The 25,914-nt window shown below is 49.3% G+C and carries 28 protein-coding genes and 1 pseudogene; 17 read left to right on the forward strand and 12 right to left on the reverse strand.

Annotated features, from left to right (window positions below):
* Positions 1-186 precede the first annotated feature (186 nt).
* The 6 genes from SynBIOSE41_RS06685 to SynBIOSE41_RS06710 all read left to right on the forward strand — a co-directional run bounded on the left by SynBIOSE41_RS06685 (position 187) and on the right by SynBIOSE41_RS06710 (position 3,648).
* Positions 187-450: a Nif11-like leader peptide family natural product precursor gene (locus SynBIOSE41_RS06685; protein ID WP_186540119.1), complete on the forward strand. Its 264-nt coding sequence runs from the start codon at positions 187-189 to the stop codon at positions 448-450.
* 184 nt (positions 451-634) lie between these two features.
* Positions 635-889 (forward strand): Nif11-like leader peptide family natural product precursor, encoded by a 255-nt coding sequence (locus SynBIOSE41_RS06690; RefSeq protein ID WP_186540120.1) that lies wholly within the window; start codon positions 635-637, stop codon positions 887-889.
* A gap of 213 nt (positions 890-1,102) precedes the next feature.
* Positions 1,103-1,432 carry a Nif11-like leader peptide family RiPP precursor gene (locus tag SynBIOSE41_RS06695; RefSeq protein WP_186540121.1) on the forward strand — a complete coding sequence of 110 codons (330 nt, stop codon included), beginning with the start codon at positions 1,103-1,105 and terminating at the stop codon, positions 1,430-1,432.
* Positions 1,433-1,675: 243 nt separating this feature from the next.
* Positions 1,676-2,380 (forward strand): hypothetical protein, encoded by a 705-nt coding sequence (locus SynBIOSE41_RS06700; protein ID WP_186540122.1) that lies wholly within the window; start codon positions 1,676-1,678, stop codon positions 2,378-2,380.
* Positions 2,373-3,008 carry a hypothetical protein gene (locus SynBIOSE41_RS06705; protein WP_186540123.1) on the forward strand — a complete coding sequence of 212 codons (636 nt, stop codon included), beginning with the start codon at positions 2,373-2,375 and terminating at the stop codon, positions 3,006-3,008. The genes SynBIOSE41_RS06700 and SynBIOSE41_RS06705 overlap by 8 nt, the downstream gene beginning before the upstream one ends.
* Before the next feature lie 379 nt (positions 3,009-3,387).
* Positions 3,388-3,648 carry a hypothetical protein gene (locus SynBIOSE41_RS06710; protein WP_186540124.1) on the forward strand — a complete coding sequence of 87 codons (261 nt, stop codon included), beginning with the start codon at positions 3,388-3,390 and terminating at the stop codon, positions 3,646-3,648.
* Between the two features lie 91 nt (positions 3,649-3,739).
* On the opposite strand, the gene SynBIOSE41_RS06715 is transcribed toward SynBIOSE41_RS06710, so the two are convergent.
* From SynBIOSE41_RS06715 to SynBIOSE41_RS17805, 6 genes are all read right to left on the reverse strand, one after another.
* Positions 3,740-3,916 (reverse strand): hypothetical protein, encoded by a 177-nt coding sequence (locus tag SynBIOSE41_RS06715; protein WP_186540125.1) that lies wholly within the window; start codon positions 3,914-3,916, stop codon positions 3,740-3,742.
* A 55-nt stretch (positions 3,917-3,971) separates the two neighbouring features.
* Positions 3,972-4,157, reverse strand: coding sequence for a hypothetical protein (locus SynBIOSE41_RS06720; RefSeq protein WP_186540126.1), 186 nt, complete (start codon positions 4,155-4,157; stop codon positions 3,972-3,974).
* Positions 4,158-4,274: 117 nt separating this feature from the next.
* On the reverse strand, positions 4,275-4,508 hold the full coding sequence (locus tag SynBIOSE41_RS06725) for a hypothetical protein (protein ID WP_186540127.1): 234 nt from the start codon (positions 4,506-4,508) through the stop codon (positions 4,275-4,277).
* A gap of 503 nt (positions 4,509-5,011) precedes the next feature.
* Positions 5,012-5,392, reverse strand: coding sequence for a DUF3104 domain-containing protein (locus tag SynBIOSE41_RS06730; RefSeq protein ID WP_255475988.1), 381 nt, complete (start codon positions 5,390-5,392; stop codon positions 5,012-5,014).
* Positions 5,393-6,338: 946 nt separating this feature from the next.
* Positions 6,339-7,052, reverse strand: coding sequence for a Coq4 family protein (locus tag SynBIOSE41_RS06735; RefSeq protein WP_186540128.1), 714 nt, complete (start codon positions 7,050-7,052; stop codon positions 6,339-6,341).
* Positions 7,053-7,418: 366 nt separating this feature from the next.
* Positions 7,419-7,733 carry a hypothetical protein gene (locus tag SynBIOSE41_RS17805; RefSeq protein ID WP_222930587.1) on the reverse strand — a complete coding sequence of 105 codons (315 nt, stop codon included), beginning with the start codon at positions 7,731-7,733 and terminating at the stop codon, positions 7,419-7,421.
* A 1,608-nt stretch (positions 7,734-9,341) separates the two neighbouring features.
* Between SynBIOSE41_RS17805 and SynBIOSE41_RS06745 the strand changes: the two genes are divergently transcribed.
* Together SynBIOSE41_RS06745 and SynBIOSE41_RS06750 are read left to right on the forward strand one after the other, a co-directional pair.
* The gene (locus SynBIOSE41_RS06745; protein ID WP_222930588.1) at positions 9,342-9,527 is read left to right on the forward strand and encodes a hypothetical protein; all 186 of its coding nucleotides are present in this window, start codon (positions 9,342-9,344) and stop codon (positions 9,525-9,527) included.
* Positions 9,528-9,659: 132 nt separating this feature from the next.
* The gene (locus SynBIOSE41_RS06750) at positions 9,660-9,890 is read left to right on the forward strand and encodes a hypothetical protein (protein WP_186540130.1); all 231 of its coding nucleotides are present in this window, start codon (positions 9,660-9,662) and stop codon (positions 9,888-9,890) included.
* 1,447 nt (positions 9,891-11,337) lie between these two features.
* Here SynBIOSE41_RS06750 and SynBIOSE41_RS06755 read toward each other — a convergent pair.
* Both SynBIOSE41_RS06755 and SynBIOSE41_RS06760 read right to left on the reverse strand, forming a co-directional pair.
* Complete coding sequence (locus SynBIOSE41_RS06755) at positions 11,338-12,153, reverse strand: metallophosphoesterase (protein ID WP_186540131.1); 816 nt, start codon at positions 12,151-12,153, stop codon at positions 11,338-11,340.
* A 2-nt stretch (positions 12,154-12,155) separates the two neighbouring features.
* Positions 12,156-12,938, reverse strand: a complete 783-nt coding sequence (locus SynBIOSE41_RS06760) for a GTP-binding protein (protein WP_186540912.1) — start codon at positions 12,936-12,938, stop codon at positions 12,156-12,158.
* A gap of 367 nt (positions 12,939-13,305) precedes the next feature.
* On the opposite strand from SynBIOSE41_RS06760, the gene SynBIOSE41_RS06765 reads away from it, so the two are divergent.
* Positions 13,306-13,614 (forward strand): hypothetical protein, encoded by a 309-nt coding sequence (locus tag SynBIOSE41_RS06765; protein WP_186540132.1) that lies wholly within the window; start codon positions 13,306-13,308, stop codon positions 13,612-13,614.
* 643 nt (positions 13,615-14,257) lie between these two features.
* On the opposite strand, the pseudogene SynBIOSE41_RS18040 reads toward SynBIOSE41_RS06765, so the two are convergent.
* Both SynBIOSE41_RS18040 and SynBIOSE41_RS06775 read right to left on the reverse strand, forming a co-directional pair.
* Positions 14,258-14,398: pseudogene (locus SynBIOSE41_RS18040) on the reverse strand (hypothetical protein); the annotation flags it as partial.
* 193 nt (positions 14,399-14,591) lie between these two features.
* A complete protein-coding gene (locus SynBIOSE41_RS06775; protein WP_186540133.1) occupies positions 14,592-14,840 on the reverse strand; it encodes a Nif11-like leader peptide family natural product precursor in 249 nt (82 codons plus the stop codon).
* Between the two features lie 476 nt (positions 14,841-15,316).
* On the opposite strand from SynBIOSE41_RS06775, the gene SynBIOSE41_RS06780 reads away from it, so the two are divergent.
* The 5 genes from SynBIOSE41_RS06780 (at position 15,317) to SynBIOSE41_RS06800 (ending at position 19,947) form a co-directional block, all read left to right on the forward strand.
* Positions 15,317-15,607, forward strand: a complete 291-nt coding sequence (locus SynBIOSE41_RS06780; RefSeq protein WP_186540134.1) for a Nif11-like leader peptide family RiPP precursor — start codon at positions 15,317-15,319, stop codon at positions 15,605-15,607.
* A gap of 663 nt (positions 15,608-16,270) precedes the next feature.
* Positions 16,271-16,426, forward strand: a complete 156-nt coding sequence (locus SynBIOSE41_RS06785) for a hypothetical protein (protein ID WP_186540135.1) — start codon at positions 16,271-16,273, stop codon at positions 16,424-16,426.
* Complete coding sequence (locus SynBIOSE41_RS06790; protein WP_186540136.1) at positions 16,426-17,229, forward strand: hypothetical protein; 804 nt, start codon at positions 16,426-16,428, stop codon at positions 17,227-17,229. Before SynBIOSE41_RS06785 ends, SynBIOSE41_RS06790 begins: the two co-directional genes overlap by 1 nt.
* 37 nt (positions 17,230-17,266) lie before the next feature.
* Positions 17,267-18,148 (forward strand): LOG family protein, encoded by an 882-nt coding sequence (locus SynBIOSE41_RS06795; RefSeq protein ID WP_186540137.1) that lies wholly within the window; start codon positions 17,267-17,269, stop codon positions 18,146-18,148.
* A 200-nt stretch (positions 18,149-18,348) separates the two neighbouring features.
* On the forward strand, positions 18,349-19,947 hold the full coding sequence (locus SynBIOSE41_RS06800) for a multicopper oxidase family protein (RefSeq protein WP_186540138.1): 1,599 nt from the start codon (positions 18,349-18,351) through the stop codon (positions 19,945-19,947).
* 173 nt (positions 19,948-20,120) lie between these two features.
* Here SynBIOSE41_RS06800 and SynBIOSE41_RS06805 read toward each other — a convergent pair whose 3' ends face one another.
* A complete protein-coding gene (locus tag SynBIOSE41_RS06805; protein ID WP_186540139.1) occupies positions 20,121-21,566 on the reverse strand; it encodes a glycoside hydrolase family 13 protein in 1,446 nt (481 codons plus the stop codon).
* A 644-nt stretch (positions 21,567-22,210) separates the two neighbouring features.
* Between SynBIOSE41_RS06805 and SynBIOSE41_RS06810 the strand changes: the two genes are divergently transcribed.
* From SynBIOSE41_RS06810 to SynBIOSE41_RS06820, 3 genes are all read left to right on the forward strand, one after another.
* Positions 22,211-23,218, forward strand: coding sequence for a hypothetical protein (locus SynBIOSE41_RS06810; protein ID WP_186540140.1), 1,008 nt, complete (start codon positions 22,211-22,213; stop codon positions 23,216-23,218).
* Between the two features lie 230 nt (positions 23,219-23,448).
* Positions 23,449-23,667 carry a hypothetical protein gene (locus SynBIOSE41_RS06815; RefSeq protein WP_186540141.1) on the forward strand — a complete coding sequence of 73 codons (219 nt, stop codon included), beginning with the start codon at positions 23,449-23,451 and terminating at the stop codon, positions 23,665-23,667.
* 92 nt (positions 23,668-23,759) lie between these two features.
* Positions 23,760-25,010, forward strand: a complete 1,251-nt coding sequence (locus tag SynBIOSE41_RS06820) for a chloride channel protein (RefSeq protein ID WP_186540142.1) — start codon at positions 23,760-23,762, stop codon at positions 25,008-25,010.
* Positions 25,011-25,464: 454 nt separating this feature from the next.
* On the opposite strand, the gene SynBIOSE41_RS06825 is transcribed toward SynBIOSE41_RS06820, so the two are convergent.
* Entirely contained in the window at positions 25,465-25,731 is a 267-nt protein-coding gene (locus SynBIOSE41_RS06825) for a hypothetical protein (protein WP_186540143.1), read from the reverse strand.
* Positions 25,732-25,914 lie beyond the last annotated feature (183 nt).

The raw sequence follows: 25,914 nt of genomic DNA on the forward strand, positions 1-25,914 counted from the left end.
TGAGCAGTTATCAGGCAGATGAAAACATTTTTCAAAAGGTGGTGACTGAGTTCTGAGCGATTCACCAGTTGCTCACCAGAACTTCGCGGGGTCTACACCAGAGCTGTGTAGTGGGGTTCACCAGAAGGGCTGTGATCTTGAAGGAGTCGAGGGGGCAACACCCCCAAACATTCATTCTTTAGAACCATGACACAAGAACAACTCACAGCTTTCATCGCTAACGCCAAAGGCAACACCAGCCTTCAGGAGAAGTTCAAAGTAGCTGCTGATGCCAATGCTGTTGCGGAGATAGCCAAGGAAGCAGGTTTTAGTATCTCTGCTCAAGACCTAACTCAAGCTCAATCCGAAATTTCAGACGATGAGCTGGAAGACGTGATGGGTGGCGGCTGGGGTGGCTGGGGAGCGTGGGGGTGCAGAGTAGTGGGAAAGAAGAGAACTCTAGCTGGTTAGAGTTGTCAGACTGCTGAACTTACTCACACAAAGCCCCTGCAACCGCAGGGGTTTTTTATTTCTTCAATAGCCTGACTAATCTCACAAATCAGCCTCCAATACTTGATATCATTTAGCACAATAGTTATCAACTAAAGACTCTTCAGCAGATCGTTGCTATGACTGCTGAACAGACCTGATACCCATGTCACTAGAACAACTCAAGGCATTCCTAGAGAAGGTCAAAGGCGACCCCAGCCTTCAGGAGAAGCTAAAAGCAGCTGCCGATTCAGACGCAGTTCTTGCGATTGCGAAAGATGCTGGCTTTAGTATTTCTGCTGATGACGTTCAGAACGAGATTTCTGAGGAGGAGTTAGAAGGCGTGGCTGGTGGTGGTGGGCTGTTTACTGGTGTTGGTCTCTCGGCTTATTCTGTAATTTTCTGTTGTGGCTGTCTGTAACTTTTCCCCCTCGGCTTCAAAACTTACACACTCAAACCCCCTGCTGCCGTAGGGGGTTTTTATTACTTCAACAGTCTGACTAACACCGTAAATCAGCCTTCAATACCTGGCACGATTGAGCGCAATTAGCAGGCTTTTTATTGCCTTGAGGTTTGGGGTACACCTAGAACGACCGGTGCTATGACTGCTGAGAGACCCATACCCTCTTGTGCAATGGCTGCGATTGACGACTTGATGGCTGCTCTTACTAGCAATGCTGAATTACAGCAGGCTATGACGACCGCCACAACTCCAGAAGAGGCAGCAAAAGCTGCCGCTGATGCGGGATACAAAGTAACCACACAGGAGTTGCTGGAAGCCTACAAATCAAAAATGAGTGCGTTGTCCGATGATGAATTGGCGTCGATTTCTGGGGGTAAAGGCGGCGGCCACCCTGCCCCCGTCAGTGGAATTAACACTGATCCGTATAATAACAATCCAGATCCCGTAACTAATAAGCATGGGCCAACCTCCCCTGGTACGATTAGTTCAGCCCCCATATGATGACCCTATGGAAATATTGATCTCGTAATTCACCAAAGCCCTAGTAATAGCAAGGGCTTTTTATTGCTTTAATAGCCTGACTAATCCCACAAATCAGCCTCCAATGCCTGGCACGATTGAGCGCAATTAGCAGGCTTTTTATTGCCTTGAGCTTTGGGGTACACCTAATTAATTATTACTTTTTCTAATCATTTAGTATGTGACTAGGTATATCCAACGGACTCTAATCGTCCGAATTATGAAGTGACTAGCGCCACCCTGTTCTCCGGCAAGTTTGCTGTTGACGGGCTTCCTTATACATCTGTCTCATCAATTATTAAAACTGATACCAAGAGCGTTCAAGGTAAGAAGTCCAGAGCAGCAGCAGGTAAAGCCGCCAACAGTAGTAAGCATCTATCAGCAACCGCAAGAGGGACTGCTGTTCATAGCGCAGTTCGCAACTTCATTCGTACTGGTGAATGTGACCTTGAGCCTTGCTACTTCGATTACTTCTCGGGCATTCAAGACTGGCTCTCACGCTTAGATCTTGAGCCTTATTGGGCAGAGGGTCCAATGCTTGATAAGTATCAGCATCTTCAGCATGGACCATCGGCTGCTGTGTGGTGTGACAAGTACCGCTACATAGGCATCCCAGACCTTGTAGCAAAGATCGGAGGTGTACCTTGTGTTGTGGAGTTCAAAACCTCTGACTATTTATACAGAGATAACTATGACTTCAGGCAGTTCAAGCAGTACTCAGAGTGGGTGCGTCATCACAACGCTGGAATGCAAGTGGCTGCCTATGCCAATGCTTGGAACCAAACAACCGGAGATGATATTCATACAGGAGTAGTCATCAACAGCACGCCAGATACCTGTCAACTATTTATTATTGAAAGAGACACAATTAAGAAAAAGCTAACCGCTTTTCACAAGCTTTGTAAGGAGTACAGAAAGATCCATGGCTAACATCCAACGCACAGACCCGAGTTCTATTTCACTCGGAAGAGCAGTACGCCAAGCCCAGGCCGATGCTGCCATTGCCAAAGCAGAAGTCGAACAACTTAAGAAGGCTCAGCCTTCTAAGCAATCAACACAAGATGCAGAGCTGGCGGGTAGGACCATTCGTGCTCAGCGCAGGCGTGCGAATCAGCTGCTCGCTGACCACAACACCACGCTCGATGAGTTGAATGCCATTGATCCAGCCATCCTTTCAGTGGCGCAAGCCGAGCAACTGCGGCTCAACAAGAACGATTTGCTGATGGCTCAGGAGATGTCACAGCCACAGATGCTTCAGATCAATTCACCTGCAGCGCTTCAGCGTTTCGAGAACTGGCGTAACCACGTTGCCCAGAACCCGCTGCCAATACAGGATTTCGCCAAGAACAATTACGCACCGACGCAGCCCACGCCTTATGACAAGTGGCTTGAGCGGCGGAACTCCTTTGAGGGGCGCAAGCACACGACACAGCGGCTAGCTGCAGAGCAGAAGCGCAGCGAGATGATGCTTCGTTTCCAGCTCAATGCCAACAAGGCACAGCCATCTGGGCAGCAGCTTGGGGTACTCAAAGACCTGAACAACAATCAGTCTGATTGAGTCTGCTGCTCTGGGGTTTCTTCCCTCAGCAGTCCCACCAAAGTGGCTAGCTGTGTCTCAAGCCCCCCACATGTTGCCGTAAGTAAGTGCGCTCGTCATTGACTTGGATGAGGGCATCTTCAAGGGCACAGCAGTATTGATTCAAAAGCGCTGGTCCATCAATGCCAAAGTTTTCGAGCACATCCATCGATAGTTCATCAAAGAACTGATCCAATCCTTCTGGCAGTGGTGTGGATGATTTTGGCGGCCTAGCTGAGGTCATTATTCTTTATTCGTCTTTACTTATTCTACAAGCAATTAGATACAATTGCGAGGTTGATGGTTATAGTCCTGGCGATTATTCAAATCGTTTAAAGTACATAAAGTTATCAATAAATCTATGTCCGGAGATAAAATCTTTAGCGATGAGCAGCTGGATGCACTCAAGAGCTTTTACGTCAACTCCATTACTGGCTCTTTGTCAGTGAATCAGCTGCTGCAATTGGCAGGGCAGACACTACTTGCTAACTACTCAGACCTTGGTGGATATGACTTGAAGGACAGAATTATCTCCGAAACGAATTTGAAGACTTGGGAGTCTTTAGTAGAACAACTGAAAGCTATTGAGCTTAAGAGCGAAGCTGAATCGGCTGCAAGCTGAGCGCTTACTTGTCTTCCATGCTGTTGATAAGAGAAGTTCTCAAACCGAGTGAGGTATTAACTCTTGCCCTCCTCTTTCTTTATGCCTTCATTTATTTACTTGCCAATAAATCTCCGGAAGGGGCAGTGTGTTCCGGATTTCTTATCGATGGGGGAAAGGGCAGTGGATTCACCCCAATTGGAGCGCCTCCATCAACACCCTTCAATTTGGCTTCAGTCAACTCTTCCTTGAGTTCAGGTGACTGCTTCTCTTGCTTGGGGTCTTCCATGGCATTGCTTCAAGGTTCACCAACAGCGTTGAGGTAAAAGGAGATGTGATTGGACTCACCTCTCTATTCCTATGCCCTCGTGAACCGTAATTCCGGACATTGGGGGAACTTGTTCTAACTCGTAACCAACGACCATAGCTCCTCCATCAACACCTTTTAACTCCTCTTCACTCAACTGTTCTTTGAGTTCAGGTGACTTTTTCTGTTTCTTGTCGTCCTTGATGTTCTTTGAGTCTTCCATGGTGTTGCTTCAGGTTTTACTCAAACCATAGCAACGAACTCATAAACACAACAAATAGGAGGGTCTTACTCTTGCCCTCCTCTTTCTTTATGTCACCATGTAGGCCAATTACCTTCGTCAGGTATTTTGAAGTCTGGGATCCGCAGTAATATCTGTGTTATTACCTCCAGACAGACCCTTCAGCTCGTCGTCAGTCAACTCTTCAAGACTGCCCAGCGTGTTTCCAGGAACATCGGTAACTACTCCATCGCCACCACGGACATTTTTCAATTCGTCGTCAGTCACTTCTTCTTCGAGTTCTGATGTTTCCTTCTCTTTCTTGTCGTCCTTGGTGTTCTTGGGGTCTTCCATGGTGATAGATGAATAACTATTAGTTATCAAGTTGGCTCCGAAGGTTGATCTCTCCCATTGATTCTCTCATCTCTGTGGCGTACTCCTCCAGTTGCAGCCATCAAGTCGTCATCAGTCACTCCTTCCTTGAGTTCAGCTGACTGCTTCTCTTGCTTGGGGTCTTCCATGGTGTTGCTTCAAGGCTTACCCAGTATTAGCAGTCACCTCGGGTCAGTAGGCACAAGTTTCCATGGAGCTCCTTCTGGTATCTCAGGACCAACCTTCATGTCTGCAGGTTCTGAGAAGACCACTCGCCATTCAGCCACACGACAGGGCACGTAGTCACCTCTCTCGATACGGATTCCTCCGAGTGTCGAAGGTGCTCCATACCCACCGCTTGCCCAGTAGGAATCCTCGTTTAGCCCACCTCGGAACCAGACCCAGCAACGACAGTTGGGTTGCGTGGCGGATTGCTTAGCTGCCGCAAGGGCTGCCTATGAGCACTTAGGGTAGAGGTGATTCCATCAACCTTCAGGAACGATGTGAGTCACGAGGTCGGCATTAACCCATTGGATGACTCCCGTGTCTATTTCAGCAATCTGGAAGAGTTTGTGCGCCGAAGGATCACGAGCAGCTCCCCCGCAGTGGAGTACTTGTCCCACATACCAGTCCTGCGTTGGTGTCTCGCCGGTCAGGTATTCACACCTCACACAGACGGTCATCCCTGGTTTGACGTCCAGGAACAAGGAGCTGTTCCTGAGCTGTTCGCAGATGCCTAGCGAAAAGTTGGATTCTTGAAATTTTGATTTGATTTTCTTAGATTTAGCTTGACTAAGATTCTTGATGATGGCCAAAAACGTGTTAATTTTGGTTCTTGCCATACTGGCAGTGACGGGTGGTGGCATTGCCCTAATGCTTGGCGAAGTACATCAAGGTGATTTACCTGCGGATGGGGATGTGCCTGTCACAGACTGAGCGTGTTTTCGTTAGTCTTGATGGCTAAGTTACTGTTTTTTGAATAGCAATAGCATTTAATCAGGCTTATCTTTTTTGCATAGGCGTTCTTTTCGCTAAAGAGTGAAGCATTATTTGCGATGTTCTTGGGAAAGTTGATTTACAGCGGTCAGCATTTGCAAAGATCCCATCTATGCGGCACTCACACCGGTATACTCAAAATTTTTTCAGTGAAAGCCTGTTCTTGTCAACGTCTGCAGTGTTCAGGATGTCAAGTGCCGTTGTTCGTACGGATCTGAGTATGATCAACGACTGCATAAGCTAGATACATATATTATTTAAATGATCAAGTTTGAAAACTTGCTCTCAATCACACAAGTCGTCCTCTGTCGAAACGATTAATAGCTTTCATTCTTCATCTGGGCGCTGGTGGTTAGGATTTTTCGCGGTTGAGTAGATTCAACCGCCCTTTTTGTATGCCAGGCACAGAACATACTGAAGATGATGGTATTGAGTTTTTATTCGTTTTTGGATTTGTTTCTGCGTTTGGGTTTGGGGTCATACATGAATTCGCCTAATGTAATTTCGTCTGCTGTATCAACATAGGATTTGGTGTTTGGAGTCAATATTGCATGTAACAACAAGTCCTGGGTCGGTGGTGGAAATATCCAGGTTCAGTATTTTCATTGTTTTCGTGATGTTGATAGATCACTCCGATCGGTCATGTTTCTGTGCGTTTTCAGGATAGCCTTGCTAACATGGGTGGCTCTGTCCGGTGTACTTGGATCGAATGTCCTGGTCAGAGATACTCACTGACTGTAGGGGACTTTTTATATCCCTTGAGAATGACCGTTGATGTGTAAATGCCCCCATAAGAGGGAGCGAAGGTCAGAGGCTTTAGGCATAGGATGTTGCCAAATACTCCTGGAACGGAGACGTCTTCAGTAGCTCGGTGATGCCCAGTTCGTTTTGCCAATCGATGATTGATCTTTCCCATCCCTCTTCCCATCGAGGCGAGAAAAGCTCAGGCACTCTCTGACCAACTGCAATACCGAAACTGATGCCATCCCAGATCAATCTGCGCTCACTCGGTTCGTAGGAACCGCGCAGCATCCATGAAGCCAAAACGCTGATGTCAAAAGGCATCGACCCAGTACTGGCATAAAATGCCGACGCAGCAGCTTCACCTGCAACTGTGATCGGCAGACCAAGAACCGTATGGTGAATTTCATGCAAACGCACTGATCTGCTTATAAAGAAAGCCTCATCAGATTCAGGTTCGGGAAGTTCTGGTTCAGGTAAAAAGCAAAGACCAAGCATCTCCATGCGTTGTTGCAAGCAACATCCAAGGCTTCCTTTTGGCATTGCACCCATCTGCTCAAGCTCTGGCCATGTTTGTGAGGGTCGATTGGACAGTACATCCTGAACCTTTGCAGAAGTCAGGACCCTCTCAAAACACTCTTTTTGCAGTGTGATGCCACCTGGTATTGCAAAGTACCGACCATGTTGGAATATTTTGTCAGGTTCCTTTGCCGTCTGCAGGATCGACACTGCTAACTTTGTAGCACCATCAGAAAATGATGACCGAACGTAGTTCTGTGTTTCTGACATAATTTCATGAAAACGTCTTGCTTAAGTGTAGATCTATCATATTGGATCTATCTCCCCCCAATGGGGGATAAAGTAACTGTCTCTATGACCCTTTTAGGGGATGTTTTTACTGCTGTCTACTTTTTTAATGACACGAGTAACGAGACTAACTCGCTTACCCTGATGGCTATTTCTGACTAATCCATCAGTATCTAACAAATCACAGTTGCTCGGGCTCATGACAGGAGAAATATCAGCTGGGTAACTGTTTACCCGTTGGTCTCACCACCATTGTTGCTTTGAACAGAGTCCCAATTCGATCGCAATTGATTGTTCATTATCTTTTATACGATGAGTTGTCAACTTTTCCTGGTAATTGCTGTTTTCTTATTTATTTTTAGGCATTGGTTTGCTTGTATTATTTAATTGAAGATCTTCCGATAATCTTGCTGAGGTTGATTTTGTAGAACTATATCCGTATATAAGCTCTGACGTAAAGTGAGTACAATTTGCACCAACAAAGGTGCAGGAATTGTTGTCGAGTTGGTTATGCGCAATAGGAAATGAAAAGACGTGACGGTCGTCATCTTCTTTCAGCATGATTAGGACTGGTTCAAGTGGTTTACGGGTCAGTCGTAAATTGCTGACAACTGCTTTTGCAAGGTACGGCAATCCCACCCACGATTGTCTGTTCTGATTCATAGATTGATTGAACCACTTTATCTCGTGAAGGTGACTCAAGGGAGACAGTCATCACTTCTCCACTTTTAGCCTCCACGCAAAGAGACCATGCTTTATTCATTAATTGCTTTTGTATGGATTGCAGTATTCTTGGCTATCGCAAGGAATAATGATTAAGCCGTCCTCTGAGAGCCTAAGTTTGTCATAAAGTTTTTGATATCCTAAATATTTAATTCGTCCCAGCCAGTAGTTAAACAAACATTAAACCAGAGACCTCAATTTTGTCTGTTTCTGGTGTCAGCGTTTGTTGTTGTATTCGATCGTCTCTGAAGAGCACTGCTGATCCGTTCATTCGTGCTGCTTGTTCGAGCATCAACCGGACTTACCGTGAAGGAGTCTTCCGTTCTGGTGCTTGTCATGTACCTGCCGGTCAGTTTCCAGAGCAATACATGGGCCCTGTGTTTGTCAGCCTCTTGAACGAGCAAGCCATCGATCACATGACCCTAGCCGTTCAAGCGAAGCAAGCTGCTCGTCAAGCAGAACTTTCACAGCTTTCAGCCCGGGACCGTCATATGGAAGTACCCCTTGGCATTCAGCAAAGGGTCGCAGCTCAGCCGATGCTTGTGGATGCCGTGTGTAAGGAGTGGGTGGCTGAATCCCATACCCCATCAAAACCATTCAGTATCGAATTTCTAACAGCTCATAGAGGCGATTTTATTTCATATAATACCTAGTTTATGCATGTATATTCTCTCTTTAAGGACTTCAATCGTTTGATCATTATGACGATTTCAGTTGATCAACCTGACAAACTTGGATCAATAAAACACCTCAGAACATTATTTATTTTCTGTCGAGTCTCAGGAGCCGTTACAGTGGCCAATAATGACCTCCCTATTGATTGTATATCGCTGCTCCGAGAGTTATAGCCATGCGGCATACATGTTGCTCGACGATGTCTCTAAACTCGGTATTCCTCTTAATCTTGTTGTTGATTGGTTGAACTCAAGAACGTGAACCAATCCATGAGTCTTTTGATCTTGTTGATAAGTTGCTTGTTTCGACCATTTCTGCTGATGGTATGTTGAATGTGTATCAGATATGTTTTAACAGCTGGTACGTTTCAAGCCTCTTTCATCATTTCATACACTTCATGCTTCTACCGTTGGGTCACCAGTATAACATCTCATTGGTGACCAAGGGTAAGGCGATATCCGTCAATTTCAGTTCTGTGGAAACGGATCACTTCAGCGTATTGCCATCGCCAAAGTGGAATTCTGCAAAGGTTAGCGGGGCTATGGTTCCATGCTAGATGGCATGAGCTGGGCCACCGGCACTTTGCAGGATCACTAGGGTCTCTAGCATTTCCCGATCAAGTGAATCAAGATCAATATAACTTCGCGGTGCCTCTTTATGCATTAGACCAGCTGCCTGATCAGATCAAGTCAACCAAGTCAGTTTTTTCCCATCGCTAACGCGGGCGGAGGCTTCTATTTCTGCTTTCCCTGTTGAGGCCGGTATCCCCTACCGAATCACTTACGCATCAGGCGATAGGGTTTTTCATAATCGTTTGTTGGTGACACAAAGATGATGGACTTTCTTCAACGAATGAGAGTAGTCGGTAGTGGATTGGTCATTGCCGCCTATTTTATTACCCTTCACCTTGATGTTGTGACTGGCGTAGTTGTTCATCTGGTGGCAATGAGTATTTCTGTGCCTTATTTCATTAAATCCAAAGCTTGGGATGTAGTCATCATGATGACTTTCCTCATGACGATTGGGTCAGGCCGTCTGATCATGGCCGCTGTTCCATAACTGTGCACAGCTATAGGTATGAGTACCTGCTGGTGCCTCTTCTTTCCCTTTAACTGCACTTACAGGAAGGTCTTCTGCGATACAACGATGAATCGTTGCATTAGTTAATACATCTCCAGACGTTCTTTTGTTATGTCCGAATCCGCTAGTAAGTTCATCCCTGATCCCTACAAGTCTTATAGTGAGAAGTTGTATGGCCGCGCAGCAATACTTGGTCTTGGTATCGGCTTGGCTGTCGAGGCTTTGACAGGGAAAGGCATCGCTGAGCAAGTCGCTACGTTCAACCAAGCCTCTGTGCTCGACCTCTCAGGTGTCAAAGGCTTGATTGGCCTCATGTTCTGTTGCGCTGCAAGCCTCGGCTGAGTCGCTCATCGTCATCAACTCAGTCAAGACAGCTAGTCCTCGCTTCATCGTGATTGCTTTCTCTTCTCCAGGAAGAACTTGTGTCGTTCGGTTCTCTCGCCTTGTGCCAATCGCTCATCCGTCCTTTAATGGACCTGTAGGGTTCTGGAGGTAGGCGGATGATTGGTGTTGATTGGTCCGGCACAATTGTACTTCTCTCGATAATCACATTGATAACAGTGATTGGATACCAGGAAGGGCACTCAATCCTTTAACTCCACGCCCTTGCTTGATATCGGGGGCTTTTACCTGTTCTCCCGTCGCCGATTCTTACGGCAAGCTCATTCCTCAGAGTAAGGCACAGCCTTTCCATCCGTTTTCTGTGTTACTCAGCCCAAGGCCTGTTCCACGGCACACTCTGGTCTGAGCAGTGCGTGGCAACCATGTCATGTGTTGCCCCTTGAATTTCGTCAGACACATCAATGATTTCTTCACCAGATTGAGGGATGTCGCCCATTCACCTTTTCACCAGCTAATGCGATAGGTGATGGGTTGAAGTTCATCCTATGTTGCTGGTTTGATGAACATCTTGTGATTAATTAAATCAGCACCCCGACAAACAAAGTGCATGCGATGAATTGTTTTTCTTGGCTTGCTGCATCGAAGATTGCTTGGTTATTAAAGAACTGAGATCATCCTGTTGGTGGGTTTTTTCTTTCTGTATCACAGGCTTTTTATTGCCATCTACCCATTTTTTCTGAGCGTAATGTGGTTTCTTCCTGCAAGTCCTCGCTTGGCTTGATTCATAACAGCCTGCTCTTTCCTGCACGCCGTTGTGTTTTCATCAGCTCACACCTAATCCATTCGCTTTCTCTGATTGCAACTGTGGTACTAATGCAACTTAGAACTGATGTGCAGGTGTGATATTCATTGATTCGCACGAACCTAGACTTCTTCGCATGCTCGAATTGCAATCTACTGATCACTCTTGGTCAGTTTGTTGACCACATTCATCCCCATTGTTTCATTCTTGCTAATTCTTTTTGCGCGAGTAAAAGTCCTTGCTTCCTGGAGAAGCAGCCTCTTCAGATTAGCCGTTTGCAATTTTTTTATGAGTTCTGTGTGAGATATATGAGGTATTTGTTGTATGCCTTGCCATGAAAAACTTCGCGTGCATCGCTGCTATCTCCAGCGATAACATGCCTCACAACTTGCGTCACTCTTGATCTTCTCGTCAACTCAATCCAGGTTCCGCGCAGTGTATGCATTTTGTATGCAACTTTGTTATCAAGCAAATGCCGCTTAGCTGAAGGCACACCTTTAGTACTGCTGTCTTCCGAGCCTGTTCGTACGTGTGTATGGCAGGCCTGAAGGTTTTTCGTCCATTCGGTCCTGTTGTTACTCCAAATGTTATTCCTGACGGTCCTGGCCTCTTGATTTGACTGATATTGTCGTTATTCGGGGTGGATCAGCGCTCACAAACGTGGCTGGCATCTTGCGCACGTTCGGCGTACTCGAAGCCATGACTCAGGCGCCAGGCGAAAACCTCCGGTAATCCAGCCTCAATAATGGCTCGACAGGTTCTGCTCAGGTCGTACTCCACTTCACGGACACATACCTCTCCGCTGTCGTCGTCGTGGACCACGTACGTCGCTTTGGTTGAGCCATGCCTGGGTTCGCCGACTGAGCCGGCATTGACGATGCGCCGCATCGGCAGGGTGATCTCCTCTTCGCTTTCGGAGGTTTTGCCATTCTTCTGCACCGACACGCGGATGGAACCTTCGCTGAGCTCTCGTACATAGGGCTGATGGGTGTGACCGCAAAACAAGGTGTCCGCTCCGGCTGTCGCCACGCGTTCCAGTGCGGCGAAGGCGTTCATGTCTGGAAGCAGGTATTCGTGCTGACTGTTGGGGCTGCCGTGTACAAACAGCAATCGCTCTCTGCGCAGGGTCATGGGCAGGCTTGCCAGGAAGGCTTTGTTGTCTTCAGTGATTCGTTCTGCGGTCCAGCGATGAGCGCGATGACCGCGACGTTCGGCCAGCTGTGAGGGATAGCTGCATTCGCAGGCGTTGAGTCCGTCGATGATGTCTTCATCCCAGCAGCCCTGGCAGGTGGGTATGGAGCGTTCGCGTACCAGTTCAATCACTTCATTGGGCTGCGGGCCATAGCCCACCAGGTCGCCCAAACAGGTGATGGAGTTAATGCCTTGTCGGTCGATGTCAGCAAGCACGGCTTCGCATGCGGCAAGGTTGGCGTGCAGGCAAGAAATCACTGCGTGGCTCATGGCTATCCCTTGGTTTGAAAGGAGTGTTCTCTGTACCTGAATTGGGCCTGGTGCAGTTCCAGGTCGTCGTCTGTGAGCAGGCAGTCATTGATCGTTGACTGAATGCCGGCAGGGTCAAGGGTTCTGCCCTGCACCACCAGCTGTGACGTGCGATTCGGCCTGCCTGCCGGCGGCTCCACCGACTCCAGGGGAAGAATCTGAGAGCCTTGTTGGCTCACGACCCAGTTGCAGAGGAATGAGCGACCATCCGGCAGATTCATCAGTGCTTTGGCCCGATACACGTCGCCGTAGGCGCCATTCACCAGTTCAAACCAGAAGCTGCTGAGGCTGTTGGGATCCCAGACACAGCCTTGAAGATTGCGATGCCAGGATTCAAGGCGTTTGAAGTCCAGAACGTCCTCTTGCGGCAGTTCTGGATCCAGACCGAAATGCAGTGTGCGATCCGGCCGCAGATTGAACCGCTCCAGCTGCCGAAGCAGGTGCGGATCAATGCCGCTCGGGCTGCTGTTGGTCGGTGGCTGAAACTGCTGAACCTCGATGAGCAAAAGCTGAGGACCTGATGGCAGCGGAGCAGTCGCGGTTGTCGCAAGATCCAGGAGCTCAGGGATCTGGTCTTGGAGCCAGGCGCTGTCGATGCCTGCGTTGTGACCTTGTTCAAGGCCTTCCTGATCGGATCCGCACAAGCGGAGATAGGCACAGCTGCCAGGGTGTTTCAGGAAAGAGTCGCGGATCCAATTGGTTTTCCCGCAGCCGGGTGGGCCCATGATCAACCAGGTGTTCTGCATGGCCAGATGGCGAAAGGCTGCGAATGCACGAGACTGGGAATGGGAATCATTCTCACTATGCATGATCAAATGACTCTTGTCATTGAATCAAGCGTCGAGGCGAGCCATGTCTCCTTGGCAGGCTGCCTCATGGCCGTCTCATGGCTCGGGCTCTGCCTGCTTGTCTGTTAAGCGTGTCTTGCTGGATGCGTGGCTGTGCTGGTTCAGCGCTTGCTGTTTCCGATGATGAGCCAACTGTCCAGATCTGCCGCAGCCCATGAGAGGCCTGGATGATGGACATGCGTGCAGGCCATTGCGCATGAGAAACGACTTGTCGGTGTCTAGGATTTCAATGGTTGTTGATTGATGCGCATTAAAAGTTCTGCATATGCCTTTGATTTTTCCTCTTGCATTGCTCCCTTTCCTGTTCGGCCATGGAGGTGGTGGAGGTGGTTCTGATTACTCAAAACATGCGTATTCCGTGTGGGCAGAAGAGCACGCTGAGCATCGTTGTGATGCTTACAGGCAGGGCATGTCATGGGACGAAGCCTACTCCTATGCCACGAATTCATCAGGACAAGCTTGGAGAGCAGTTTTTGTTCCTTATCCTGAAAAAATGAAAGCCTATAACGCAGCAATTAAAAGAGATTGCAATCTTCTCCACGTCGAGACGTGGAATGAAAAAGTAAACTATTGAATGGCGATAGGGTTATAATTGTCTCAATTTGTAGATCGACAATCACTTCTTGCAGAAATCAGTTCTGCGATCACATCGTCTGGCTGCAGGTTGATGGATCAAAGAAGGGATGATTTCATTGCATCAACTGATGCTGCCAAAATTTACTTTATTACATCTTGCATGCCACCTCTGCAGTTTTTCTAGCAGCGGATCCTTTGACTGTTGGCTTCCAATCGCTCTTTGATTGATCGTCTCTGATAAAACGGTACATATAATCACCACAATTATATTCGGCTTTGCCAATACCTCTGTTGTTGCTCAAGATTACAGAAACGATTGGATCACTTTTGGAAAGAACTTTCACTCGTACGTATCGTTTTTCGTCGCATCCACCCTGGCACCATCCATCCTTGCAGTCTTGAGCCGGTGCAGCCGCGATCAAAGATCCGGAGGCCACAATTAGTGTCGAGAAAAGGAAGGGTTTCATTGGCTCAAAGACTCTACTTATTGTAGTCACGATGCAGCAGAACCAACTGATCGTTTATGCCAATGTTGTGTAGTGTTTTTTCATCATTATGCTTGCTTTGGCCTGGCACCACCTAGCCAATATCCCTTGATAATTGGTGTTCATCGGCAGTCTGGTTTTTGATGTATTTCGATGTCAGGCATGCCATGCATCAACACCAGCTGTACTCTCCAGGTCTTTATCTGATGCTGATCCAGCTTTCATCGAGTTGTCAGTAGAAATCATAAACCCAGCTCCTTTGGCAATTGTTATGACAGCATCTGGATGAGCTGCGGCTTTGAATTTCGCCTCGGACTATCGTCTGACTGTGCCTTTTCAATAAAGGCTTTCAGCTGGTCTTCGGTCATGGCACTCATAGTTCCTTAACAGTTGTGGCTGAAGCTCAGCAACAATGATTTTATTTAATAACTATTTTTCTGAATTAGTTCCAGGTATTGGAGGCAGGCTTGTGGGCTTTTGAGAGTTTCAGTTAACAGCAAATAGTAGGAGGTAAAACACAAAGAGTCACTTCGCAGCTTATCTGACTTCCACCAGCTATGCCTTCCAATTCTTCTTCTGAAATCTGAGCGTTTTTCCAGTCATCAGCAGAAATCATAAATCCAGCTTCTTTGGCAATCAAAAGGACTGCATCTGCATCGGCTGCTGCTTTGAGCTTCTCCTGAAGGCTGGTGTCAACTTTGACTTGTTCAAGGAAGGTTTTGAGTTGCTCTTCTGGCATGGGTATGAGGTTTATTTAGCATTCATAGCACTGATTTCCTGCCGCGTCTTTCGCTAAGAATTACAGCGCACAATCGTGTACGGTATTGGAGGATGAACGAATGGTGCCCTTGTGCTGGGGTTTGAGTCTCTAATACCAAAAATGGGTGTTTAGTGCCTAGAAGAACACCTGAATATGCGATTACTCAGCGCGGAAGGTTCACATCACCCCTCTGAATACTGTGAGTTCTGATCTTACTAGCGATAGTGATTACACAAAAATCCCAGGAGCTAAAAATATTGACTTCATTGATAACCCCTAAAAGATTGATTCATCGAAACCAATCATAGATCAAACAAATAGACCCAACTGCTATTTCCTGGAGTAATCATCCAACCAAATGAACTGTGTAAAGCCAGCAGCATCGATCTAAAAAAATACGTGCTTTTTTACTCCGCTCCTTTCGCATGCTATGATGTAAAAAATCAATTTACCGAATGACTTCACAAATAGACAGTCTGCTGGCTCATCTCGAGTCCAATCCTGAATTGCGTAACGCAATCATGACAGCAACTTCACTCGAAGAAGCCACTAAAATTGCCGAGAATGCTGGTTTCAAAATTGAAGGAAAAGACCTGTGTAATGCCCATAAAGAACAACTCTTAGAACTAACTGATAATGAATTAGAAGTTATCGCAGGCGGAAAGTTTGACACATATGGGCCTGGACCAGGCACGAATCAGGACCAAGACACAAACAGCGTGGTATGTAAAATAGCTACTCACTAAGTTTGAATAAGCTGCCTATCTGTGAATGTATAGATGCTCCTATGCCCTATATCGTGACTAGAGATACGAAGAATTGTGCTCCGACGAATTGTGGAAAACAGTTCAAACTATCGACTTATCAGCACTCATATCCCGTCAAATCCCAGTCATAGAAACAATCTCTTGATGAGCTCTCACCAGCACAAGAGGAAGGCCGCCCTTCCCGGTGGAAAGACGGCCTAAGTCGCTCGTTGGTTCATGGTTCAACCCATCAGTTGTGGCAAAGGGAATGGGGCGAAGCTTCTGGCAAGAGGCACCCTGGTGCCATTGGCTCTAGGTGTCGGGTTGTGACCTCCTGGGGCACCTATGGCGGTGCAAGCGGAGCGTCGATTGGCGTGGCGTACAAGTCTTGCCGACCAAAGGACCAACCCAGGTCATTGTTGAGACTGTTGGAGCAGGGGCCAGAAGTCAGTCTGCTTCTCTGATCTGCTGGGGTGGAGTATCAACCGTCATTGGCTCCTCCGATGTCGTTCCCTTACTTTCCACCCGCAGTGGGCCTTTTGACATCGGTTGAATCGCGCATTGCCTTCCAAGGCAAAACCTCCAATAGTGGAACTGGTGTGACCTGAGCGTTTTGCTGATCTCAGTTCGTTATCCCGTCGCCAGTTTTACGGAAGCGCCTGGATGTCCACACTGATTCTTGAACGGGAGAAACCGTTGGACTGCAGATTGGACGTGGTGCTGGGCGTCACCGTGAAAGGAACCCTTGAGCGACCAACAAGATCGCAGAAGCAGACGGCGAGTGTTTACGCCAGCAATGCAGCAACTCTCATCGGCTGATGGTGGCATTCGCGAAAGAGATTGAGGTCGGGGATGGCTACTCATCCAAGCGGACCGAGGAGATCTTCAATCAGAACTTCAAGGACGCCACCCCTGATGAGATCGAGGCTTCACAGAAGTGTTTCGATCACGACAGATGGACTGAGGAGAACCAGGAGCACAAGATCTGGAAACCAGACCTGTTGGCCCCTGTGCCTGAGGGACAACAAGGCCATGGTGTTTTCGTGGTCAAGCACCCGAATACCATCACCTTCATGTGTGGGCTTTGGGCGGTTGTGCTTGCGCTCACCGACGAAGCAGGCAAGAGGCATAAATATCCGGGTTGGACATTGGGAGTGAAGACCGGCAAGCGGTTCCGATGCTCACCCTCAGGCATTCGGGCAGTGATTCTGGATCAGTTCGATGAGGAGACCTATGCCGCGTGGAAACAGCTGGTGATGAGCAATAAGGAAGGGGCCTATGAAGCTCTTGCTTCGGCATGCGACTGGCTTGGTCACAAAAAGAAAGTCGGGTTGAGCTACATCAGCGGGCGCTCATCAATGCAGCTCTTGACGGAGCTGGGGATTCGATGCGAAAGAGACCATGCCTTCCTCTATCCCCACTACAAAAAGATGTTTGAGGAGAAACTTTTGAATGAAACCAGGTCGGAATATGAACAGTGGCTGAAACAGGCCTCAAACGAACATCGAGAGATGTTCAAGCAGATGGTTGCGAACACTAAAAGACAGAATCCAAGGCTCACCGAAGCAGCTGCACGACAACAGGTCATGATTACCCTGCATGAAATGGGTGTGATGACATAAAACCTGCTGTCAGAACGTTGTTTCGGATTTCTCATCAATGTCTTCAGCATCAAGCGATTCCAGATTCCCAGATGAAAATCAGCGCTTGATTGCGCAAAATTTTGATCAGATCATCAACTCTGATAGCTACAAACTGGCGCATCACGATCTAGATCTGCTCAATAGCCCCTCGATGCGCGGCGTCAGGATGTTGATGGAAATCAGCAAGCCTGAACTGCGCTTGGAGGAGGCTGGAATCACCTCCACCATCATTGTTTTAGGTGGGGCCCGGATTCAGGAGCGTTCGGCAGCAGAGTCAAGTCTCGCAGAGTCTCTGAACGCACTTGATGCGGACCCTGATTCGGTTTCGCTTCAGCGCAGAGTTCAACAAGCCAGAGGGCTTGTTGAACTTTCATGCTATTACGATGCCGCCCGTGAATTTTCATTTCTAGTATCCAGCCACGGACAGCGAGAAGATAAACCATTAAATTCTGACTCATCCCCTGTGATTGTTACTGGTGGTGGTCCCGGGATTATGGAGGCTGGAAATCGCGGAGCTTTTGAGGCTGGGTGTCGATCGATAGGCCTAAATATTGATCTTCCTCATGAGCCTCCAAATCCTTATATTTCACCGGATTTATGTTTCAAGTTTAGTTATTTGTCGCTGCGAAAAATTCACTTTGTGATGCGCTCGGTTGGAGCAATTCTGTTCCCAGGGGGATTCGGAACTTTGGATGAATTGTTTGAGATTTTGACATTGCGGCAGGTGGGGGTGAAAAGTGCAATGCCGATCATTCTCTTTGGTCGTGAGTACTGGTCAAGAATCATTGACTTTGAGTTCATGGCCAATTCAGGGCTGATTGATGACGAAGATTGCCGCTTATTTCAGTATGCTGATACTGCTCTCGAAGCCTGGGAGTTGATTCGTAAGCAATCCTAAATGCCCTCTCGAAGGTTCTTCGATGGTCATCCTTGTCTGAGCGGCTGTTTCGCCTGGGTCTCAGCGATACAAGTCGGCCGATGATGTTGATCGCTTGGGCTGGTTTCAGCCTGCTGAATCATCAAAGCTGAGAAGAGAATGCTCTTAGAGCAACCAGCAAGTGACTGTGGTTAAACCGGTGAGGACTGGCTCAGAGATTCTTGCTTCGTCGTTCCTTTTTGCGATTGGGTGTCCTTGCTGTTCTTGTTGGCGGCGCAAGTCTTGATGTGCTCAGGACCACCCGAGCCAAAGCTCGGTCTGCCTGGGAACGATTCATCAGTCAGCCGGCGTTTCAGCGGCCCCGTAATGCTGAGACAGTCGTCCTTGAAATCGCAACGGCACCGATCACTGTTCTGGGACGAACAGTTGTCCGCGGCTGCATTCGTCAGCTGAACGGTCAGCGTGGATACACCACGTCTCAACGCAAGGGCATCAATCTCGAATTGATCAATCAGTTGCCGGTGCCGACAACGGTGCATTGGCATGGGTTGATTTTGCCCAATGCCATGGATGGCGTGCCGTTTGTCACGCAACCTCCCATTCCCCCAGGACAACACCAAAGGATCCACTACTCGTTGGTGCAGAACGGCACCTTCTGGATGCATTCGCACTACGGGCTGCAGACCCAAAGCTATGTGGCTGAGCCTTTTGTGATCCTCGATGAGGAACAAGAACGTTGGGCTGATCGAACGATCATTGTGATGCTGCGGGACTTCAGCTTCACTCCCGCCAGTCAAATTCTCGACAACGTTGTGGCTGGTGAGCGCGGCGGCGGTACGGCCATGGCTAAGAGCCTGGCTGATTTTGATTGGCATCAGCCGCGAATGCTGCTGACTCAGCAGTGGGATCAATGGAATCAGCGCTTCTGTTGGAAACAACAGAAAGGGGTCTTGATGATGGCCCCGGATGTTGTGTATGACGCGCTGCTGGCGAATGAACGCAGCCTTGACGCTCCAGAAATCATTGATGTGGAGCCTGGTGAAACCGTGGCGATCCGCTGGCTTGCAGGCAGCGCCTTCATGAGCTTTTTTCTCGACTTTGGCGATCTCGAGGCTGAGCTGCTGCGTACTGATGCCAACCCCGTTGAGCCGATCAGTGGATCGGTCTTTCAACTTGCTCTGGCCCAGCGTTTGACGCTGCGTGTCAAGCTTCCTGAAGAACCTGGGGTCTTTCCTTTGCTGGCCTTAGGGGAGCGCAGCAACCTGCGCTGTGGTGTGGTGCTGCGCAGTAACCCAAAGCTCCGCGTGCCTGATTTGGCCCCGAAAACCGATCAGTGGACCGGTCGCCTCGATTTCACCCAAGACAAGCAACTGCGGGCACAAAGGCCTCTTGCGGTTCGTGCTGCTGACAACACAATTCCGATTGCTCTGACAGGCCCTGCTCCCAAATACACCTGGGGCCTTAACCATCGGTTTTACCCCTATCGAGATCCCTACTGGGTGGAGGAAGGGCAACGGGTGGAAATGGTGTTTTCCAATCCCACCCCGATGGGTCATCCCATGCATCTTCATGGCCATGAATTTCAAATTCTCGAACTGGATGGTGTGCCCCTGGCTGGAGCCATGCGCGACACCGTTTACGTGCCGAAAGGCGGAACTTGTCGTATTGCCTTCGATGCCAATAATCCAGGAATTTGGGCGTTCCACTGCCATATCACTTATCACCATGTGCGAGGCATGTTCAACGTGGTGGCTTATCGCTCCGCTGATTTGAGTTGGTGGAATCCAGCAGGTTTCAGTCACGAATACCTGCCGTTTTGATGCTCTCCTGACTGGCGTATGCCCAGCTCGGTGATTCCTTTGGGTTTTTATTGCAGCGATCTTCAGCCTCGCCAATGGCCTCTTTGCTGAGTCCATGCAGCGGAATGAGTCTTTTGAAACTTTGCAACTGCTTGTACTCCGGTATCTCCTCGCTGTGGTCCACTGAAAGACTGTTAACTCGGAGATGTCGCCAGCATCAGAGCTGATTGCATCGTGATAGACCCCGGTGCATTGTGCTGATCATTGCTCCAGAGAACCTTGGCAGTGGCCTGGGGTTCAGGTAACGCCAGTGATTTGACTCGGCTGCGATTGATCCACACCTCCAGACCCTCTGCTTCGCCGACCAGTCCATCGCTGCCAAAGCATCTCCAGGCCAGAGCTGTCTGATGCAGGTTCGGATAGTTGCTGCGTAGTTTTGCCAGTTGTTGGATGGAGGACCTGAGGTCGGCTGACCAGTGTTGATCCCATGGGTAAGCCTCTCTACAGCCTGGTTCTGGACCACTGGACCGTTCGGTGCTGGGCCCGCCAGCCAGGCCGGTTTCGGTGCCGTAAAAAATGCACGGTGCACCCGGCTGCAGGAACAACAACAACAGCGCCAGCCTCATGGCCTTGAGATCCCCGTTGAGGCTGTGCAAGGCCCTGGGCACATCGTGACTGTCGAGCAGATTCATCTGGCCCCGGTTGACCTGCGGCCGATACCAACTCGTTGTGGTGTTCCAGATGTGGATGAGTTCTTCTGTGCTGAGGGGATTGAGTGGATAGTTCGGGTTTCGGTAACCCTGGCGTAACGCGTAGCCCCCAGCCCAGCCAAGGCTGCTCCAGCCGATGCGGTAGTTCATCACACCATCGAAATGCTCTCCTTGGAGCCACGAGCGTGCATCTCCCCAGATTTCTCCAACGATCCAAGCGTCAGATTTCACCTCTCGCACCACATGCCGGAATTCAACCCAGAAGTCTTTCGGTACTTCGTCAGCAACATCAAGGCGCCATCCATCGATGCCCCGTTCCAGCCAATGGCGTGCGACGGCGAGTAAGTAGTCCCGAACCGCTGGGTTGGAGTGGTTGAATTTCGGTAGGTCCGGGATGGACCACCAACAGTCGTATCCGCAACTCTCGCCGCTTCCTGGATAAGGATTGATAGGCCACCGCTTGATATGAAACCAATCCTTGTAGGGCGAGGCCTGTCCGTTCTCCACAACATGGTGAAAGGCCCAGAAGCCTCGACCGCAGTGGTTGAATACCCCATCGAGCACCAGGCGCATATTCCGTTCGTGCAATGCGGCAACCAGAGCATCGAGTGCCGTATTGCCGCCCAAAAGAGGATCGACTTGGAAATAGTCGTCGGTGTGATAGCGATGGTTGACGGCTGAACGGAAAATGGGCGTGAGGTAGACGCACGTCACTCCCATCTCCTGGAGTTGATCGAGTGCATCGATCACGCCATAGAGATCACCACCCTGGAATCCCTGTTCGGTTGGATCACTACCCCATGGCTTCAAAGCCAGGTGACGCTGCTCCTCAACTCGTCCACTGCAGCGGAACCGATCAGGAAAGATTTGATAGATCACAGCCTCTGCCACCCAAGTCGGCGGATCGCTAAAAGCCGTGACTGCCTGCAATCGCGCTGAGTCTGCTGTCCTTTCTTTAGCAGGCAGCACAACGACCAATGCCCTTGCTGGACATTATTGGCAGCTGATTCAACCTCTGATGTGTCGGATCTCCTTCTCTAGTCAAGTCTCAGGCTCTGTAGCATTGGCCGCCACTGCGATCTCGCTTCCAGGGACTGGAATGGGGCTAAGAGTCCTGTCATTTCCTTGTCTCTGATTTTTTTGGGCAATCGCAGATGATTTTTGGCTTCCGTTATGTCCTGTCGACGAATCTTTGATGTCATGCTGTAAGTTTGGTCCTCTTTTTTGAACGCTTACGTCGATTCAGGAGTGATCTTTTGAACCTTTAAAAACTGCCATTATTTGCTCGAAGTGCTACCATGTATAGTAACTTCGTCTTGCAGTGATACGGTAAATCTGGTTTTAATCGTTAGTCGTTGGGTATCTGTCTGGCTCTGATTCAATCAGGATGTGGATAAAGACAGGCCTAAATAACACTACTTATGATCGCTATGTAGTCAAGAACCCGTTTAAGTATGGATGATGCAAGTTGATGTTTCGGAAGCTACTTTGTTGTAGGTTCCTATGGCTTGTGCTCGGTAGGCATGTCAGCCCTGCCAAAGACCGCTAGGATTGAACATTCAATGATTTAATCCATGCTCGATACAGGATATACCCGGGAGCAAGTTGCTGAACTTTTGTCTGCAATGCTCACCGTTGCGCCAGATCGAGACGATGAACATCGTCCTGCCAGGCATTTCGCGACAGCACTGCGTGACCATCTATTCAAGATGCCGGATCTCGATCTTGATAAACTCCCATATTCAACGCCAGAAGGTTTCACTGAAGTTTTCTTGGATGAACGTCAACGCATGCAATCACTGCAGCTGTTGATCATCATGCCTTACCTTTCGGGTAAACTTCATGATGACGATGTTCAACGGGTTGATCTCTATGCTCGCACGGCAAATTTATCCCCTGACTCACTCCAAGATCTTAATAACCTTGTAAACGGACGTATTAAAAAAGCCTTGATCTTGTATGGTCGCAGAGCAGCTAATGAATTCACGCCTGGAACACCTGTTCAGAAGCTTAAATCCATCGTAAGAGAGGTCCATAGCCTCGCAGGTGATAAAAAAAGAGCTGAAGTATACGAGCAACTTTCAAGTCTTGAGGAAGGAACATTTGGGAGAACACTCTATAATTTTTATCGCAATCGAGATTTTAAATTTCCAGGCCAGAAAGGAAACTTAGGAGAGTCAGCGGTAAGGCACGATTGTGTTCATATTTTATCAGGAACAAACACTGATTATGCTGGAGAAATTGCTGTTTCAGCGATTGAAGCCGCGATGGCTAGTTCTGAAGTGGGATGGGAGATGGTGACAGAGGTTTTGGTTGATTTTCAACTTGGAATCGCCTGGACCCTGCCTGGTGGCATCAAAGCGGAGACGATGAATTTTGATCCGGATCTTTTTAGTAGGGGACTTGCTGTTGGGTCGAAAATCAATACGGATTTAATCCACGACTGGAACTTCTGGGATGATATTGAAACTCCAATCAGTGTTCTCAGGCAGCGTTTTGGTATCACTGATGTCGATATCGTTGATATGCCAGCTCCTGAAAAAGATCCAGGGGCCCAAACAAGTTATTGGAATATTGATTAGCTGATAATGACGGTTGTATAAGAGCGCGTTAACTCAAATATTACTTCGAGGTGGTTTGCCGCTGAACACCTGTGTAAATTTTGTTGGTGATGCCTGAAGGATCATTCAATGGGTGGTTGAGGATGATTCCGTCTTGGCGCTCACGCTGATTTGCCAATGCCATGGATAATTATATTCTTCATGAATTGGTAGAAAGTGATTGCTTTTCTTTTCGGATTCGAAGTAACAGGTTGTCGCATTTCTGCACGAACGATCTGTCATCACCACCAGGGAAAAGAATTCAACCTTGTCGTATTTTCTTTTACGCCAGCAACCTGGGAGGCACTGCGTTCCACAGCCAGATCAACTATCACCAGGTGAGTGGCATGTTCAACGTTGTTGCTTCTCGCTCCGCTGATCTGAGTTGGTGGGATGCAGCGGGCTTCAGTGACGGAAGCCTGCTTGCATGAACGTCTCAGGTCTCACCATCAAGACAAACGCAACCGATCGATGACCAACGCATCAACGACAACATGGTTCATCTGTAACGCCAGCGCCTGAGATGACTTGGCTGTGGCTGCTTGTGCTCGGAGCCGTGCTGGGGCTGTTTTCACTGCCTTATCAGGCTCTCTCCAGCCTTGGACTTGTTCTTCAGCATGATCTCTGGCTCAGCAGCTACAGCATCTCACCGGTTGCTGTAGCTCTCGTGTTTGTCTCCTCTCTTGCCCTGGTGGTGCTGGGTTGGGGACCCTTGCAAGGTGCGCGTGGGGGTGGGCTGACGCCGGTGATTGCGCTGCAAGAGAACGTCTCCGGTCAACAGGCTTCGCTGTTACAGCAACTCAGCTTGCAAACCCAACTCAAGCGTCTGCCACTGATGGTGTTCACCCATCTCGGCGGATTAACGGTGGGTATCGAATCACCATCAGCCTCCCTGGGTGCCTCGATACTGTTGGCCATCCGCAGGCGCTGGCCACAGTTCGCCCCCCTTGCTGCCCTGCCACTGCCGATGCTCTGCGCTATCGGTGGCGGCGCAGGTCTGGGTGCCGCTTTTCGATCTCCACTTCTGGGGGTGACCTACGCCATCGAAGAGCTGGGCCGCAGTTCTGGGCGCAGCTTGGTGTTGCCCGTGTTGCTGCTCAGCGGTAGCGGTGCTGGCATCAGCATCTGGTTAGGTCCAGAAAGCAGCAGTCAATCTGCCGTGATCGGCGCTCTGCCATTGAGCCTATGGCCCTATGCCCTGTTGGTCTGCGGGTTATGCACTCTGCTTGGATCCCTGTTCGTGCGCTTGCTTGTGCCGCTGGCACGTATCATTCAAGCAGCCCTGCAGCGTCATCGGTCAGTGACGGCTGTTCTCATCGCCACTGGCCTGAGCGGTATTGCCATCGCCAGTGGGGGCTGGAGTTTGAACGATGGAAGCCTTTCGCTTCTGCCGATTCTGCATGGAGAGGTCGGTGGTGAATCAAGCACCTTTCCCTGGCGCTTTCTCAGCTCCTTGCTGAGCATCGCGAGCGGTGCCCCTGGGGGGTTGATGCACGACACCATGACCCTTGGGGCCCTGGTTGGTGCGCCACCAACGGAGTGGATGATGTTAGACGGCGCGAGTCAGGCCCAGCTCGGCGCCATTGGCTCCGTCAGTCTCTTCGCTGCCGCCTGCGGCACCCCCCTGTTCTGCGCCATGTTTGTGTTCACCCTGCAGGGCGATCCTGCAATGCTGCCGGCTTTGTTGCTCTGCAGCGCCATTGCGGCCTCCTTGGCGGTGCCATTGCGTGGTGCAAGCTGGAATGAGCGGCAGGCCTTGCACCATGCTGAGTGAGGTCGACTCTGCTGCTGGTGATCAACGTCTGATCTCAATGAATCGGGGGGATGGATCGGGGGTCTGGATTCTTAGTTTTTCCGGCTTTCTGTGCACCTGAGGTTGATCTTGTCGCTCTGCCCTTACACTGGATGATCGATTGCAGCAGCTGACTTTTTCCGCTTGATGGAGACCTGTCTCAAGCAATCTCCGGAGCCCGTTCAAATGTCTGCCTGGAGAGCTCTGGCCTGATGGTCAATGGGGCGGTCGATCACGCTTACTACGAATCACGCCTGCCACGAAAAAATGGCTGTGGTCATAGCCCTCCTGTATCACCAGCCTGAGACTCTGCCCGCTTCTGATACAGGCATAGAGAAGCTCCTCTGGAGCAGCTGCTCCTCGGGGTAGGGATCAGCTGAGCCGACGTCCACCGGCAGGCAGTCATTCCTGAGATGACCACCATCCTCCAGGAGAGTTACAGCATCCCATCGACGCCATCTGTGCGGTCCTTCAGAAAGGGAATGTCTCTTTGCTGGTCGCTCTCGCCATCGCCAGGTGGCTGGTGTCGTCTTTCCACTCCTCCAAAAGCTGATCCTCGCCAGACAGCAACTCCAGGGGATGGCGAAGCTCTTCTTCGACTGGCATCTGTTGGGTCAGGCCATGACTCAACAGCTCTCTCCAGTGGGTAACAGAGCGTTCCAGGCCGGTTCATCTCCTCTGCCATTGCTGTTGTGATCGTCATTGACGACCCAGCAACTGGAGCATGTTGAACCAGGTCTTAAGGAAGTTCTCTGCGAACACAGACTTGATTCCCCTCGCTGTACGTCAACGTGGGTCAAGAAACCCAGGTGTCTTTTTGGCAGTCACTGGCGCCGACTTTGCGTCAGTGATGCTCTTGGACGGAGCGGTTTCAGCAGGAGTTCTC

Origin of the sequence: Synechococcus sp. BIOS-E4-1 (assembly GCF_014279995.1) — a bacterium.
Classification (GTDB): domain Bacteria; phylum Cyanobacteriota; class Cyanobacteriia; order PCC-6307; family Cyanobiaceae; genus Synechococcus_C.

Bases quoted from the DNA above. Each gene is read 5' to 3' on its own strand.
- SynBIOSE41_RS06690 (WP_186540120.1), top strand. From the start codon at position 635: ATGTCACTAGAACAACTCAAGGCATTCCTAGAGAAGGTCAAAGGCGAC.
- SynBIOSE41_RS06720 (WP_186540126.1), bottom strand. From the start codon at position 4,157: ATGGAAGACTCAAAGAACATCAAGGACGACAAGAAACAGAAAAAGTCA.
- SynBIOSE41_RS06760 (WP_186540912.1), bottom strand. From the start codon at position 12,938: ATGCAGAACACCTGGTTGATCATGGGCCCACCCGGCTGCGGGAAAACC.
- SynBIOSE41_RS06825 (WP_186540143.1), bottom strand. From the start codon at position 25,731: ATGACGATCACAACAGCAATGGCAGAGGAGATGAACCGGCCTGGAACG.
- SynBIOSE41_RS06820 (WP_186540142.1), top strand. From the start codon at position 23,760: ATGACTTGGCTGTGGCTGCTTGTGCTCGGAGCCGTGCTGGGGCTGTTT.
- SynBIOSE41_RS17805 (WP_222930587.1), bottom strand. From the start codon at position 7,733: ATGAATCAGAACAGACAATCGTGGGTGGGATTGCCGTACCTTGCAAAA.
- SynBIOSE41_RS06715 (WP_186540125.1), bottom strand. From the start codon at position 3,916: ATGGAAGACCCCAAGCAAGAGAAGCAGTCACCTGAACTCAAGGAAGAG.
- SynBIOSE41_RS06755 (WP_186540131.1), bottom strand. From the start codon at position 12,153: ATGAGCCACGCAGTGATTTCTTGCCTGCACGCCAACCTTGCCGCATGC.
- SynBIOSE41_RS06785 (WP_186540135.1), top strand. From the start codon at position 16,271: ATGTCCACACTGATTCTTGAACGGGAGAAACCGTTGGACTGCAGATTG.
- SynBIOSE41_RS06705 (WP_186540123.1), top strand. From the start codon at position 2,373: ATGGCTAACATCCAACGCACAGACCCGAGTTCTATTTCACTCGGAAGA.
- SynBIOSE41_RS06790 (WP_186540136.1), top strand. From the start codon at position 16,426: ATGGTGGCATTCGCGAAAGAGATTGAGGTCGGGGATGGCTACTCATCC.
- SynBIOSE41_RS06750 (WP_186540130.1), top strand. From the start codon at position 9,660: ATGTCCGAATCCGCTAGTAAGTTCATCCCTGATCCCTACAAGTCTTAT.
- SynBIOSE41_RS06685 (WP_186540119.1), top strand. From the start codon at position 187: ATGACACAAGAACAACTCACAGCTTTCATCGCTAACGCCAAAGGCAAC.
- SynBIOSE41_RS06695 (WP_186540121.1), top strand. From the start codon at position 1,103: ATGGCTGCGATTGACGACTTGATGGCTGCTCTTACTAGCAATGCTGAA.
- SynBIOSE41_RS06775 (WP_186540133.1), bottom strand. From the start codon at position 14,840: ATGCCAGAAGAGCAACTCAAAACCTTCCTTGAACAAGTCAAAGTTGAC.
- SynBIOSE41_RS06735 (WP_186540128.1), bottom strand. From the start codon at position 7,052: ATGTCAGAAACACAGAACTACGTTCGGTCATCATTTTCTGATGGTGCT.
- SynBIOSE41_RS06765 (WP_186540132.1), top strand. From the start codon at position 13,306: ATGCCTTTGATTTTTCCTCTTGCATTGCTCCCTTTCCTGTTCGGCCAT.
- SynBIOSE41_RS06780 (WP_186540134.1), top strand. From the start codon at position 15,317: ATGACTTCACAAATAGACAGTCTGCTGGCTCATCTCGAGTCCAATCCT.
- SynBIOSE41_RS06730 (WP_255475988.1), bottom strand. From the start codon at position 5,392: ATGCCACCACCCGTCACTGCCAGTATGGCAAGAACCAAAATTAACACG.
- SynBIOSE41_RS06810 (WP_186540140.1), top strand. From the start codon at position 22,211: ATGCTCGATACAGGATATACCCGGGAGCAAGTTGCTGAACTTTTGTCT.
- SynBIOSE41_RS06710 (WP_186540124.1), top strand. From the start codon at position 3,388: ATGTCCGGAGATAAAATCTTTAGCGATGAGCAGCTGGATGCACTCAAG.
- SynBIOSE41_RS06795 (WP_186540137.1), top strand. From the start codon at position 17,267: ATGTCTTCAGCATCAAGCGATTCCAGATTCCCAGATGAAAATCAGCGC.
- SynBIOSE41_RS06725 (WP_186540127.1), bottom strand. From the start codon at position 4,508: ATGGAAGACCCCAAGAACACCAAGGACGACAAGAAAGAGAAGGAAACA.